This window comes from Arthrobacter sp. 10T44, assembly GCF_056393885.1.
Window position 1 is genome coordinate 427,034 of sequence record NZ_JBFTGT010000001.1, and the last position, 12,198, is coordinate 439,231.

Genomic DNA, 12,198 nt, shown 5'->3' on the forward strand with positions numbered 1-12,198 from the left:
TCTTTGGGGGATTTCATGCCGGGCGAGTTCTACTTTCCATCGATGCTGCTGTTCGGCCCGATCATCGCCGCCGTGCTGGTCTACGCCGTGCTGCGCTGGGTAATCTGGGCGCCGGATACAGGCACCTCCCCGGCATCGGTGTCGGAACACGCATTGTGGGTGGGGGTCATCGGCTGGCTGGCGAGCTCGCTGCAGGGCGCCATGAATCTGGGCATCATTCCGGCCGACCCTTCCGCCGGCGGCGCCATGACGACCCCCGCGACGATCCTGCCGGCCCTTACCTGGCCGATCCTGGGTTGCCTGGGCGTACACGCGCTCGGCCAGGTCAGCTATCCGGGGCCGCGGCGAATGCGGCGGCAGACCGTCCTGTCGGTCCGGCGGATCCGCGACTTCCTGCCGCACCGGCTGGCCGCGGTCACGGCGGCCGTCTTTGCCGCCGCCGGCGCGCTCATCGCGTGGACCGCCACGCTCCCGGGGTTCGCACCCGTGCCGCCCACAACCGGGGCGGACGGCCCGTACACCCGGCAGACGCTGGGCGTTGACGGCCGTATTCCCGGGGTTGAGCTAGCCGCCTGGCTGGGCGGAGCCCTGGCCGTCCTGGCCGCCGGGACGATGCTGGTGCTGTGGCTGATTGCCAGCCGCCGCCAGCTGGAGGCCCTCGACGCCGGCGACAATGCGGTGCTGCGCACCATCGCCATGAACCGCCTGCTGCGGACCGCTTCCATAGTGGCTGCGGGGCTGGGCGTGATCGCAGGCAACTTCGCAGCGCGGCCGGACCCGTCAACCGGCGTCTCGTCCTGGACGAATGCGGCCGGCCTGGCGGGCATGGGTGTCCTCTTGATGATGTGGTTTTGGGGGCCGCCGCGGCTCGCGGCCGCCGGGCTGGGCGCGCGCAACCGGCCGCCTGCAGGACTGCAGGCCGGCGGCCAGCACCCCGCGGCCCGGCTGGTCTCGTCGCTGGGTCCGCTGCTGGGACTCGCGGCGGCGGTGCCCCTGCTGGCGGGGGTCTTCATCGTCCCCGGATTGACCGCCGCCGCGGCGGGCTTCGGAATGGCGGGCTTCGCTACCCTGATGGCGGCCGCGGTGCTGGCGGTCATTGCGGCCGGCGAGCTGCTCCTGCAGCGCAACTACGGCGACCCGGGAGCGCCGCGCAACTGGCCGCGGCAGCCGGTTAGCCCGGCAATGCTGACCACCGCCGTCCTGGCCCTGCTGTCGTTCCTGCTGGCCCTGGCAGTCACGGCGGTCGGTCAGGAACGGCTCTATGGCGAGCCGGACTGGGTTCCGCCGGCCCTCCTCGCGGCCGGCGGCGCGCTTGCCTCGGTGCCGGCTTTCCTCGCCGCCAGGCACCGGCAGGGGGTCCCCGGTCTTGCCGCCGGCATGGACGCCGCGCTGCGCGCCGTCGCGATCCACCGGACCGTGCGGACCCTCGCGGCCCTGTTCACCGCCCAGGCCGCCGTGTTGCTGCTGACCCAGGGGCCCGCGTGGGCTGCCTTGTTTGCCGCCGAATCCTTCGGGGGACCATTCAATCCCGACGCCAACACGTGGTGGCCGGCGACCCTGGCCGGAGCGGTCCTCGGCACCCTTGCCACCATCATCGCCGTTATCCCCGTCGCCGGCCCCGCGCGCAGCCCGGCCGGACCCGTGCCGCGGCGGGACAAGGAGCCCGCCGCGTGACCGCGGGAATCTCCATCGACCTCCGCTCGGCCACACCGCCGTACGAGCAGATTCGGGCGCAGATCGCCTCGCTGATCGTCATCGGGGCGCTGCCGCCGGGAACCCGGTTGCCGACCGTCCGGCGCCTCGCCGCAGACCTCGGCATTGCGGCCGGAACCGTCGCACGTGCCTACAAGGAGCTCGAACAAGCCGGGCTGATCCAGACCGGGCGCCGCAACGGAACCGTCGTCGCCGGCCCGGTCGGCGGGGACGGCCCGGGTGGCGCCCTCGGTGATGCTGTCCCGGCGCGGCCGGCGGCCGGACCGAACGCCGCGGTGATCGCCGCCGTCGACCGCTGCATTGCCGCAGGCCGCGCGGCCGGCCTCGACGACGGCGCGTTGCTCGCCGTGATGCGCGCCCGGCTCGGCCAAAGCCATGAATACGGCGAGCAAGACTCTTCTCAGTAGACTGGGAGCGTGAGCATCCCAACGCCCTACGAAGACCTGCTGCGCGATGTCTTCGAGCACGGCACCCACAAATCGGACCGCACCGGGACGGGCACCCGCAGCGTGTTCGGCCGGCAACTCCGCTTCGACCTGGGCAAGAGCTTCCCGCTCATCACCACCAAGCGCGTGCACTTCAAGTCCGTCGCCGTGGAACTCTTGTGGTTCCTGCGCGGGGACAGCAACGTGAAGTGGATGCAGGACCAGGGCGTCACCATCTGGAACGAATGGGCCGACGCCGACGGCGAACTCGGCCCGGTCTACGGCGTCCAGTGGCGCTCCTGGCCCACGCCCGACGGCGGGCACATCGACCAGATCGCGGAACTGGTGGAGAACCTCAAAAGCAACCCCGATTCACGCCGCCACATCGTCTCGGCCTGGAACGTGGCAGAGCTCAAGAACATGGCCCTGCCCCCCTGCCACGCCTTCTTCCAGTTCTACGTCGCCGACGGCAAACTCTCCTGCCAGCTGTACCAGCGCTCCGCGGACACCTTCCTGGGTGTGCCCTTCAACATCGCCTCCTACGCCCTGCTGACCTGCATGCTGGCCCAGCAGACCGGGCTGGAACCGGGTGAGTTCGTCTGGACCGGCGGCGATGTCCACATCTACGAGAACCACCTGGACCAGGTCCTCACGCAGCTGGGCCGGGAGCCTTACGAATATCCGCAGCTGAGGATCACCCGCCAGCCGGAGTCCATCTTCGACTACACCCTCGAGGACTTCGAGGTCGTCGGCTACCAGCACCATCCAACGATTAAGGCCCCGATAGCCGTATGAGCAACGAGACCAGCAACCCCACGGATCCCGTCGATTTCACCGAGCAGCTCCGCGGCACCGTCACCGGCCTCGGCCTGGTGTGGGCGCAGACCAGCACGGGAGTGATCGGCCAGGCCGGGACCATGCCGTGGCACCTTCCAGAGGATATGAAGCACTTCAGCCGGCTCACGGCCGGGCACCCCGTCATCATGGGGCGCAAGACCTGGGATTCCTTCCCGGACAAGTACCGGCCGCTGCCCGGCCGGACGAACATTGTCATCACCCGGCAGGAAGGCTGGGGCGGGACCCCGGAGGCCGACGGCGCCTTGGCGGTCAAATCCCTCGACGACGCCTTGCTGGAGTCGCAGTTCGCGTCCGGTCCCGAGATGGTCTGGATCATCGGCGGCGGCGAGATCTTCACGCAGTCCCTCGACCTCGCCGACGTCGCCGTCGTGACGACCATCGACACCGCGACGGAGGGCGACACCTTCGCCCCGGAACTCGGCTACGACTGGACCGCGGAGGCCAGCCTCCCGCCCGACGGCTGGCTGACTGCGGCGAACGGCACGCGGTACCGCATCACCCTGTGGCGGCGGACGGAGGCCAAATAGTGCTGCGTAAACCGGAAATCCTCTTTGTCCTCGGCTACATGCTGCTGCCCCTGCTGGCGCTGCTGTCCGCGATCGTGGGACTGACCATGATCCTCGGCGGCAACAAGATCGCGGGCGCGATCGTGCTCGTCGTCGTCACGCAGCTGTTCGCTTTCGGCGCCATGTTCGCCCTGCGCCGGCGCAAGAGCGCACTGCTGGCGGAGCCCGACGGCGAGTAGCGGCACCGGCCGCGGCTCCCGCCGGTGCCGGCGGATGGGGAGACCACCCCATCGCGCGATCCCGGCGGCACGGCTAGATTGGGGCCGGTCAGATTCTTTGGTCTGGCTGTAATGAGCTGGAATGCACTTGGTCTTGGCAGTGGCCCGTTAGGCTGTTGCCTGTAAGGGGGGATGCCATCATGGCAGGTAACGTGTGGGGCGCCGACGTCGCCCAGCTTCGGTCGCTCGCGCAGCACTTCGGCAAGACGTCGGAAACGCTACTGCAGCAGTCCTCGGTCCTCACGTCCACGATCAACAACAACACCTCGTGGAAGGGCGCCGACGGCGCGCGCTTCAAGTCCGACTGGAACGACACCCACCGTGCCTTGATCCAGCAGACCGCCCGGGCGCTGAAGCAGCAGTCCAAGGCACTCCTGACCCAGGCCGACGAGCAGGAGAAGGCCAGCAACGCCGCCCCGGGCTCCGGCGGCGGCCCGCTGGGCCCCCTCGGCCACGGCGCCGGCCCCGGGGCGTGGGCCGTGGCCGGCGGCATCCTCGCCGGCGGAGCCGCCCGCCTCAAAATGTTCATGGGGATCCAGAAGAACTTCAAGACCCCGCTCACCCTGGCCAAGCACCTCGGACAGTACGGCTGGGTCTTGAAGAACGAGCGGGATGCACTGTCCAAGGCGTTCTTCACCACCGGCCGCCACCGGTTGGGGGGACCCGGATTCACCGCAAGCAACCTCTTGCGCAGCGACCCGCTCAAGGAGCTGCTCACGGCATCGACGAAGTCCAGCAGGGCCCTCGGCCTGATCGACAAGGCCTCGGACATCGCGTCGCTCAAGGACCTCAACAAGCACATACCCGGGCTGTCACGTCTGGCGCCGCTGCTCGAAGAGCGGCAGCTCTTCGGGGCCAACAAGAGCTGGGACTGGCTCGGGAAGTCCGGACTGTCCCGCACTCTCGGCTGGGCCGGAGTCGGATTCAACGCCGTGGACACAGTAAAGAGCTTCGCGGACGGCGACCTCAAGGGTGGTGCCGCCAGCCTTGGCAAAACGATGCTCGGCGTCGGATGCTTCATGCCGCCGCCTGCCGGGACCATCTGCCAGGTGGCGAGCGTGGGCGTAGCCGTTTACGAGAACTGGGACACCATCAGCAGCGTCGGCAAGAACGTCGGCGAAGGCATCGTCGACGCCGTCAAGGATCCGGGCAAGTTCGTCAGCGATGCCGCTGACAGCGTCAAGGATGCCGGCGAATCCGTGGCACACTTCTTCGGCTTCTAGATTAGGAGAATCACATGACAGTTCAGGATGAAACTGCCTACGAGCCCCGGCTCGGCGTCGATGTCATCGGCTTCGGCATCGGGGAAATCGCGTACCTGCTTGATGTTTTCGAGGGACCGGCCCGTGACCGTTCCGTCAGCGTCTTCCGGGCTGAAGAGATGGTGGACGACGTCACTCTGGCGACCGCCGGCGCCTCCTCGCTCCTTGCACGGGACCTGGCCACGGTCAACGAGGAGGGAGAGCTCGGCGTGACCGGTGTCGCCGCCGCCGTCGCGTCCGCTTTCGGCCACGCAACCCACTGGACGGAGGTGTCCCTCCTGGCACCCGAGTCGATGGACAACGTGTTGCTCATCGAAGCCCCCGACGTCGCGCTGATGCTGCAGCCCCGGCTGCTGGGCACCTGGTTCGTGTTCGCGCAGGACCCCGCCATCAGCTCGGCCGAGGCTACGCTGCGGCTGGTCAAGCAGCACGCCGCAGAAACCCCCGGCGGCTCTGCCTATTTCGTGTTCAAAACCCTCACTGCCGAGACCCGTCTGCTGGTGCGCCGGGAAGGCGAAACGTGGACGACCGGCGTGCCCGACTTCGAGACGGATGAGGTCGTGGAAACCGCAGGCCTGGACGACGCCGCGCTGCTGCGGGCGATTGAGGAGTCCCGTGGACAGGCATAATCAGAACACCCCCCAGGATCCCGCCCGCGACGGCGCGCAAGGAGAGCCTGAGCGGGGAGCCGGGCCAGAGCGCCCGATCCGCCGCAGGGCGGACAACGGGGATCTTGTCGCTTACAGCGCCGAAGAGTACGGGGTCCGCAAGGATGAAGGCCTCGGCGTGATCAAACCCGTCAATAGCGCCAACGGCATTCTCTTCCTGGCTATCCTGCTGACGATCGGAATGGGAGGGCTGGTCTACTTCGTCGTCCAGATCATCAGGCAGGACGCCTGGCACATCGCCGGCGAGGTCTGGTGGGTCTTTCCCGCCTGCATCTTCCCCTTCGCCGCTGCCTGGTTCAACTACTTCAAGGAACGCAAGGCCGAAAAGCTCCGCAAGGCCGGCAACCTGCCGCGGCCGGTCGAGTAGCGTGACGGAGGCACCGCCGCTCCCCTTTCAGTCGCGGAGCATGCTGAATTTTCCCGACGTCGCCGAGGGTCCGACGATCTCGTCGAATGCTGCGCAGGCCTACGGCACCGGAGGTAATCTCCTGAAGCCGCGAGGGTCCCGTGGCGAGGCGTAGCCGGGACGTGCCCCAGGAACGCGGTTACACACCGCCGCCGGCCCCGGAGGCGCCCGTGAAGCACCGGATGGCCGAAAATGGCGAAATTGTCAGCTATACCGACGAGGAATACGGCGTACGCAAAGACGACGGGCTGGGCATCATCAAGCCGTTGAACGCCTCCGGCGGCCTGCTGTTCCTGGCCCTGTTGATAACCGCCTTCTTCGGACTGATGCTCTACGGCGTGGTCCAGATGGCCGTCACCGACCAGTGGCACATCATGGGCGAGATCTGGTGGATGTACGTGCTGGTACTCTATCCACTGTTCGCCGGCTGGGCCGGCTACTTCAAGGAACGCAAAGCCGAGAAGCTGCGTAAGGCCCGCAACCTGCCGAGGCCGGTCAAGTAGCTTCTCCGCAGGTAAAAAGTTCCGTGGCCCGGTGGGCGCGACGGCGTCATCTGAAGGGCCGCTGGCAACCGTCTTCCCGAGCAGATCCGCACCGTTAGTCAGGACGAACTGTGAGCTTCGATCGCGAGCGTGAACGCCGCAACGACGACGTCAATGCCGAGCACAAGGAGGCGCTCGCGCGGGGCGAGAAGCGCGTGCTGCGAAAGACCGACACAGGCGAACTGCACAGTTACCCCGCGGACGAAATCGGGTTTTCCCCCGGCCGCGGCCAGGTGCAGGTCCGGTCCTGGTGGGGCATGGGAATCCTTACCGCCGTCATGGGGCTCTTAGTCATTCTTTCCGGGGTGATCCTGCTGGCCCCCGTGGGCCGCGGTGAGCAGCCTTTCTGGGGAGCACTGTTCCTGACGGCATTCGGCGGTTTCGGAGCCTGGTATACCTTCGGCATGGCAAGTGACGAGTACCGGGCCAAAAAGCTACGGACGGAGCGGCAGGCGCCCGAGCCTGGAGCCGGGCACATCTCGCAGTAGTTCGCAGGGCCGGGCATCGCTCGCTCGCATAACGTACCCGACTGCGAATGCGTCATCCACACCATCCAGAAGGTAGAACCACGTGCCTACAGACACTGACAACCACCAGCACGACGAAGAGATCCGGGCCCGCCATGAACGGGCAGTGGCTGCCGGGGAGAAACGGTTCCTGACCAGGACCATGGACCACGGGCGACTGCACTCCTACGCCGCGGACGAGATCGGCTTTGCCCGCGCCGGGTCCGGCCCGATCGTCGCCACGGCGTCCGGGATGGTCCTTCTGGCGGCCGTGTTCGCCGCGGTGACCGTGTTCTCGATTTTCCTCGTCGCCGCCCCTACCTCGCGGGGCGAAAGCCCGCTGTGGGGCGCTCTCGTGCTGACCGTGATCGGCGCCTCGGGTGTGCTCTACGCTGTTCGGCTCGCCGTCTCCGAATTCAAGGCCAGGCGCATCCGCCGCGAGCGCGGCCTTCCGGAGCCCAGCCCGCGCCAGCTGAACTGATACGGGACGTTGCCGAGCCCTGCGGGAGGGCCGACGTACCCACGTGACGTAACCGGCTGCGGGCCAGGCACCGCAAAGTCTAAACTGGCCCAATGACTACAGCAGCTACCCCGTCCGTCGGACTGGTCGGTTGGCGTGGCATGGTCGGTTCCGTCCTGATGCAGCGTATGCAGGACGAGGGCGACTTCGCCAACATCAACCCGGTCTTCTTCTCCACCTCGAACGCCGGAGGTGCCGCCCCGGCCATCGCCGGTGCGGCGGCAGGCGCTGCCGGCAAGCTCGAGGACGCGTTCGACGTCGAGACGCTGGCGAAGCTGCCGATCATTGTGACCGCCCAGGGCGGCGACTACACCAAGCGGGTGCACGGCGAGCTGCGCAGCCGCGGCTGGGACGGCCTGTGGATCGACGCCGCTTCCACCCTCCGCATGAACGACGACTCGATCATCGTGCTGGACCCGATCAACCGCGACGTCATCGACGCCGGCCTCTCCGGCGGCGTGAAGGACTACATCGGCGGCAACTGCACGGTCTCCTGCATGCTGATGGGCCTCGGCGGCCTGTTCAAGAACGGCCTCGTCGAATGGGGCACCTCGATGACCTACCAGGCCGCGTCCGGAGGTGGTGCCCGGCACATGCGTGAACTGCTGAGCCAGTTCGGCACGCTGAACGCCGAGGTCAGCAGCGAACTGGACGACCCGGCGTCGGCGATCCTGGAGATCGACCGCAAGGTCCTGGCCCACCAGCGCACCGACATCGACGCCACCCAGTTCGGTGTGCCGCTGGCGGGCTCCCTGATCCCCTGGATCGACGCGGACCTCGGCAACGGCCAGTCGAAGGAAGAGTGGAAGGCCGGGGTGGAAACCAACAAGATCCTGGGCACCACCGGCGCGGACCGCGTCATCATGGACGGCCTGTGCGTCCGGATCGGCGCCATGCGCTCCCACTCCCAGGCGCTCACGCTCAAGCTCCGCGAAGACCTCTCCGTCCCCGAGATTGAGAAGCTCCTGGACGCGGACAACGAATGGGCCACCGTGGTGCCCAACACCAAGGAAGCCTCGATGGCGGACCTGACCCCGGTGGCGGCGTCCGGCACCCTGGATATCCCGGTGGGCCGCATCCGCAAGCTCGAAATGGGCCCGGAGTACATCAGCGCGTTCACCGTCGGCGACCAGCTCCTCTGGGGCGCCGCGGAGCCGCTGCGGCGCATGCTCAAGATCGCCACCGGCACGCTCTAGGAACTGCGGGTCCGGTCAGGTTCGGTCGAGGCCGAGGAACCGGCGGTACTTCGCGGCCTGCAGCTCAAAGGATTTCCGAGCCGCAGGCCGCAGCCCGTTAACGCCGTCGAACGGTTCGGGCACGACGGCGCCGGACCGGCCGTTGCCGGGCGCCGCCCAGGTCCCGACCACGGCGCCCCCGGCCACGATCGTCTTCTTGAACACGCCGTTGCCGCCGGGGACGATCTTGTCCGCGTGCTGCGCGTGCAGCGCGATGGACCGGTCGGTGTAGCCCAGGAGGAACTCGTCGAATCCCGGCAGCGCCAGCACGGTGCGCTGGCCGGGGACGGCGCAGTCGAGCAGGGCCGCCGTCTGCGGGGAGAGCCAGTAGGTTTTTCCGTCAAATTCCAGCTCCGCCAGCCGGTCGCGCACGTCCGCCAGCGCAGCCCGGACCTCGGTCAGCGGGACGCCGGACCACCAGGCGAAGTCACGTTCGGTGGCAGGGCCGTGGCTGTAGAGGTAGCGCAGCAGCCACTCGGCGATCCCTTCCTCGCGGCCCAGCCGCCGCGAGTCCTTGATCCAGTCGTCAAACGCCACCACCAGCTGCTGGTTGCCGGCGAGCGGGCCCAGCACCAGCAGGCCGCGCTGGCACAGGGTCCCCAGGAGATGGATGCCGCGCTGGCCTGCCGTGGACTGGCCGGCTTGTTCGAAGGCCTGGAACAGCTCCGCCCGGCTGGCTGCTGCCCCGCCGGCGACCCGCTGCAGGGCGGCATCCGCGGCGGCGTCGACGTCCGCGGCAGAGATGCCCAGTTCCCGGTGCCGCCCCGCCAGGCCTTTGATGAGGCGGGCGGAGGTGATGTCCAGGACCCATTTCAAGTCCTCGGGCGCCAACAGGTGCAGCGTGCCGCGCATCGGCCAGGACCGGACGATTTCGCCGCGGTCCAGCGAAGCGCGGACATCGGCCGCGCGGGAGCCCGGCACGCGCTGTCCCACCGCCCACAGCGCAGCCTGGAGGTCCTGCGCCTGCATGGCGGTCATGCCCCGGACGGCGCCGGGAACAGACTCGAAAGCCGGGCCGGCAAGCCCTTGGGAGACCAAGCGGAGCCGGCCCATGACGCTCCGGCTCAGACGCGTGCGCACCACTGCTGCCATGACAACATCCTAGGCCGGGCTCAGCCGCCCCGGTGGAATCCGGCCGGTGCGCGGCCACCGCCCGGTCCTCTCCCAGCCTGCGTCCAGCCGGCTTCATTACCGTGGATGCATGACTTTGGGTGATGTGTGGCCTCTCCTGCGGCCCCTGTGCAGGAGGCTGGCCCTGCTGGGCTGGGCCTCCAGCGCGGCCGGCATGGCGGCAGGCCTGGCCGTCGCCATCGCCAGCGGCACCCGTCTCTCCCCCATGATGACAACGTTCCAGACGGTGTCCGCCGCGTCCATGGCGGTAGCCGTGGTCAGCTTTGTCACGGCTGCGATGATCCAGCCGCGGTCTCCGGCGTTGCAGAACGCCGACCGCGGGGAAGCCGACCCGGATCCCGGCGCGGAGTTTCCCGCCACGGTGCACAGTTTCCTCCTCGGTTCGCTGGCACTGCTGGCCGGGGCGGTGGCTTTCGCCTGCGCCGGGCTCCTGCTGCGGAGCGGGCCCAGCGCCCAGTCCGTGGCGTTCTGCCAGGTCTTCCTGCTGGGCGCCGCGGCGTCCGGCTTCACCTTCATGCTCTTCAGCAAGGTGGTCCCCCGCCGCGGGAGGAGCTAGTCCACAAGCACCGGACAGCCTCCGCTAGGCTGGCCGGATGACTTTGGGGAGTTTACTGAAAGTGCTGGACCGGGGCCGGCTCCGCTGGATGCTGCTGGCAAGCTTGGCTGTGCTGGCCGGAACTGCATCGATGGCGGGGGCCCTCCTCAGCCAGGCGACGGGCAAGGACGCCGAGCCTTACCTGACGGGTGGAGTCCTGGGACTAGCGGCCGGCTACGCAGTGTCAACCTTGGGAGCCCTCGCGGCAAGCAGCCTGGGAGTCAGGGTACGGCTGCTGCGCGACTGGGGCCGGTACCCGGCTGTCGTCCGGCTCGCGGTGGTGCTGACGGCCGTGGGGGCCCTGGCGTCTGCGGCATCCATGCTCATGTCGGCGACCGGCGTGCTCGGCCCACTGCGGCCCACGAGCCTGGCATCGGCCTTTTTCTATCCGACCATGGCCACTCTGGGTTGGGCCCAGGCGCTGGCCGCAGCGGCACTGCGCCAATCGGCCTCCGCCGTCAAGGCCTCCGTCGGCCCCTGACTTAGAGCTCGACGCCGATCAGCAGCGGCTCGGGGTGCAGCTCAATACCGAAGCGTTCGAGGACGCCGCGGCGCACCTCGCGGGCAACCGCCAGGAGATCTGCCGCGCTGGCGCCGCCCCGGTTGGTGATGGCCAGGGTGTGCTTGGTCGACAACGATGCGCGGCCGCCGGAGACGCTGCCCGGCTCAAGCCCGAAGCCCTTTCCGTAGCCGGCATGGTCGATCAGCCAGGCCGCGGAGAGTTTGGTCAGGCCCTCGGTGCCGCCCGGGTAGCGGGGGGCATCCTCGGGCAGCCCCGCGGCAACCTCGACGGGCACGATCGGGTTCGTGAAGAAGGATCCGGTGGAGTACGTATCCCGGTCCGCCGCATCCAGCACCATGCCCTTGGAGGCCCGGAGCCGGAGCACCTCGCGCCGGACGTCGTTGGAGTAGGCCCGCTGGCCGGTCTCGACGCCGAGAGCCCGGGCCAGTTCGGCGTAGCGGATCGGAGCGCTCATCCGGCCCAGCGGCAGCTGGAATTCGACCGTGAGCACCACGTACCGCGGAGAGCCGTTGGTGGTGGTCTGTTTCAGCACGGAGTCCCGGTAGCCGAACTTGAGCTCCGAATTGGTGAACGTCTGGACGGCATTGCGTTCCCGGTCCCAGGTGCGCACCGCGGCGATGGTTTGCGAGACGTCGGAGCCGTAGGCTCCGACGTTCTGCACCGGCGTCGCGCCGGTGGCGCCGGGGATCCCGGACAGGGCCTCTACGCCCGACCAGGCATGCTTGACGGCATGCTCCACGAGGGCGTCCCAGTTGTGCCCGGCCTGGACCACCACGGCGACTCCGCCGCAGGAATCCTCAGCATTGACGGTGAATCCTTCCGACGCGATTTTCACGACGGTTCCGGGGAAGCCTTGGTCGCCGACCAGCAGGTTGGAGCCCCCGCCGATGATCAGCAGCGGCTCGCCGGCGGCGTCGGCCGTGCGGACAGCGTCGATGATCTCCGCTTCGGTGCGGGCTTCGACGTAGTTGGCGGCGGGGCCGCCGACGCCGGCCGTGGTCAGGGCGGAAAGCAGTGTCTGGGTCACCCC

At 68.6% G+C, this 12,198-nt stretch carries 16 protein-coding genes; 14 read left to right on the forward strand and 2 right to left on the reverse strand.

The features are described from left to right. Nucleotides 1–15 precede the first annotated feature (15 nt). From AC1DBL_RS01970 to asd, 12 genes are all read left to right on the forward strand, one after another. Nucleotides 16–1,674, forward strand: coding sequence for a hypothetical protein (locus AC1DBL_RS01970; protein ID WP_476892105.1), 1,659 nt, complete (start codon nt 16–18; stop codon nt 1,672–1,674). Then, the gene (locus tag AC1DBL_RS01975) at nt 1,671–2,120 is read left to right on the forward strand and encodes a GntR family transcriptional regulator (RefSeq protein ID WP_441417005.1); all 450 of its coding nucleotides are present in this window, start codon (nt 1,671–1,673) and stop codon (nt 2,118–2,120) included. The genes AC1DBL_RS01970 and AC1DBL_RS01975 overlap by 4 nt, the downstream gene beginning before the upstream one ends. 9 nt (nt 2,121–2,129) lie before the next feature. Beyond that, entirely contained in the window at nt 2,130–2,933 is an 804-nt protein-coding gene (locus AC1DBL_RS01980; protein ID WP_476892104.1) for a thymidylate synthase, read from the forward strand. Beyond that, entirely contained in the window at nt 2,930–3,523 is a 594-nt protein-coding gene (locus AC1DBL_RS01985; RefSeq protein WP_441417003.1) for a dihydrofolate reductase, read from the forward strand. Before AC1DBL_RS01980 ends, AC1DBL_RS01985 begins: the two co-directional genes overlap by 4 nt. Beyond that, nucleotides 3,523–3,741, forward strand: coding sequence for an NF038396 family protein (locus tag AC1DBL_RS01990; protein WP_441417002.1), 219 nt, complete (start codon nt 3,523–3,525; stop codon nt 3,739–3,741). Before AC1DBL_RS01985 ends, AC1DBL_RS01990 begins: the two co-directional genes overlap by 1 nt. 179 nt (nt 3,742–3,920) lie before the next feature. After that, complete coding sequence (locus AC1DBL_RS01995; RefSeq protein WP_476892103.1) at nt 3,921–5,003, forward strand: WXG100 family type VII secretion target; 1,083 nt, start codon at nt 3,921–3,923, stop codon at nt 5,001–5,003. A gap of 14 nt (nt 5,004–5,017) precedes the next feature. After that, entirely contained in the window at nt 5,018–5,671 is a 654-nt protein-coding gene (locus AC1DBL_RS02000) for a hypothetical protein (protein ID WP_476892102.1), read from the forward strand. Further along, the gene (locus AC1DBL_RS02005; RefSeq protein ID WP_441416999.1) at nt 5,658–6,077 is read left to right on the forward strand and encodes a hypothetical protein; all 420 of its coding nucleotides are present in this window, start codon (nt 5,658–5,660) and stop codon (nt 6,075–6,077) included. Before AC1DBL_RS02000 ends, AC1DBL_RS02005 begins: the two co-directional genes overlap by 14 nt. A gap of 161 nt (nt 6,078–6,238) precedes the next feature. After that, nucleotides 6,239–6,619: a hypothetical protein gene (locus AC1DBL_RS02010; RefSeq protein WP_476908451.1), complete on the forward strand. Its 381-nt coding sequence runs from the start codon at nt 6,239–6,241 to the stop codon at nt 6,617–6,619. Nucleotides 6,620–6,729: 110 nt separating this feature from the next. Further along, nucleotides 6,730–7,146: a hypothetical protein gene (locus AC1DBL_RS02015; RefSeq protein WP_476892100.1), complete on the forward strand. Its 417-nt coding sequence runs from the start codon at nt 6,730–6,732 to the stop codon at nt 7,144–7,146. An 82-nt stretch (nt 7,147–7,228) separates the two neighbouring features. After that, on the forward strand, nt 7,229–7,645 hold the full coding sequence (locus AC1DBL_RS02020; protein WP_476908450.1) for a hypothetical protein: 417 nt from the start codon (nt 7,229–7,231) through the stop codon (nt 7,643–7,645). Nucleotides 7,646–7,737: 92 nt separating this feature from the next. Further along, nucleotides 7,738–8,880: an aspartate-semialdehyde dehydrogenase gene (gene asd / locus AC1DBL_RS02025; RefSeq protein ID WP_441416995.1), complete on the forward strand. Its 1,143-nt coding sequence runs from the start codon at nt 7,738–7,740 to the stop codon at nt 8,878–8,880. 15 nt (nt 8,881–8,895) lie between these two features. Here the strand turns inward: asd and AC1DBL_RS02030 are convergent, their stop codons facing one another. Next, complete coding sequence (locus AC1DBL_RS02030; protein WP_476892098.1) at nt 8,896–10,011, reverse strand: winged helix DNA-binding domain-containing protein; 1,116 nt, start codon at nt 10,009–10,011, stop codon at nt 8,896–8,898. A 109-nt stretch (nt 10,012–10,120) separates the two neighbouring features. Between AC1DBL_RS02030 and AC1DBL_RS02035 the strand changes: the two genes are divergently transcribed. Both AC1DBL_RS02035 and AC1DBL_RS02040 read left to right on the forward strand, forming a co-directional pair. Further along, nucleotides 10,121–10,606, forward strand: coding sequence for a hypothetical protein (locus AC1DBL_RS02035; RefSeq protein ID WP_476892097.1), 486 nt, complete (start codon nt 10,121–10,123; stop codon nt 10,604–10,606). Between the two features lie 37 nt (nt 10,607–10,643). Further along, nucleotides 10,644–11,126: a hypothetical protein gene (locus AC1DBL_RS02040; RefSeq protein WP_476892096.1), complete on the forward strand. Its 483-nt coding sequence runs from the start codon at nt 10,644–10,646 to the stop codon at nt 11,124–11,126. Between the two features lies 1 nt (nt 11,127). Here AC1DBL_RS02040 and AC1DBL_RS02045 read toward each other — a convergent pair whose 3' ends face one another. Then, on the reverse strand, nt 11,128–12,195 hold the full coding sequence (locus tag AC1DBL_RS02045) for a UDP-N-acetylmuramate dehydrogenase (RefSeq protein ID WP_476925366.1): 1,068 nt from the start codon (nt 12,193–12,195) through the stop codon (nt 11,128–11,130). Nucleotides 12,196–12,198 lie beyond the last annotated feature (3 nt).

Coding starts and splice junctions, on each gene's coding strand:
- AC1DBL_RS01970 (WP_476892105.1), top strand. CDS start 16: ATGCCGGGCGAGTTCTACTTTCCATCGATGCTGCTGTTCGGCCCGATC.
- AC1DBL_RS02035 (WP_476892097.1), top strand. CDS start 10,121: ATGACTTTGGGTGATGTGTGGCCTCTCCTGCGGCCCCTGTGCAGGAGG.
- asd (WP_441416995.1), top strand. CDS start 7,738: ATGACTACAGCAGCTACCCCGTCCGTCGGACTGGTCGGTTGGCGTGGC.
- AC1DBL_RS02030 (WP_476892098.1), bottom strand. CDS start 10,011: ATGGCAGCAGTGGTGCGCACGCGTCTGAGCCGGAGCGTCATGGGCCGG.
- AC1DBL_RS01995 (WP_476892103.1), top strand. CDS start 3,921: ATGGCAGGTAACGTGTGGGGCGCCGACGTCGCCCAGCTTCGGTCGCTC.
- AC1DBL_RS02040 (WP_476892096.1), top strand. CDS start 10,644: ATGACTTTGGGGAGTTTACTGAAAGTGCTGGACCGGGGCCGGCTCCGC.
- AC1DBL_RS02000 (WP_476892102.1), top strand. CDS start 5,018: ATGACAGTTCAGGATGAAACTGCCTACGAGCCCCGGCTCGGCGTCGAT.
- AC1DBL_RS01985 (WP_441417003.1), top strand. CDS start 2,930: ATGAGCAACGAGACCAGCAACCCCACGGATCCCGTCGATTTCACCGAG.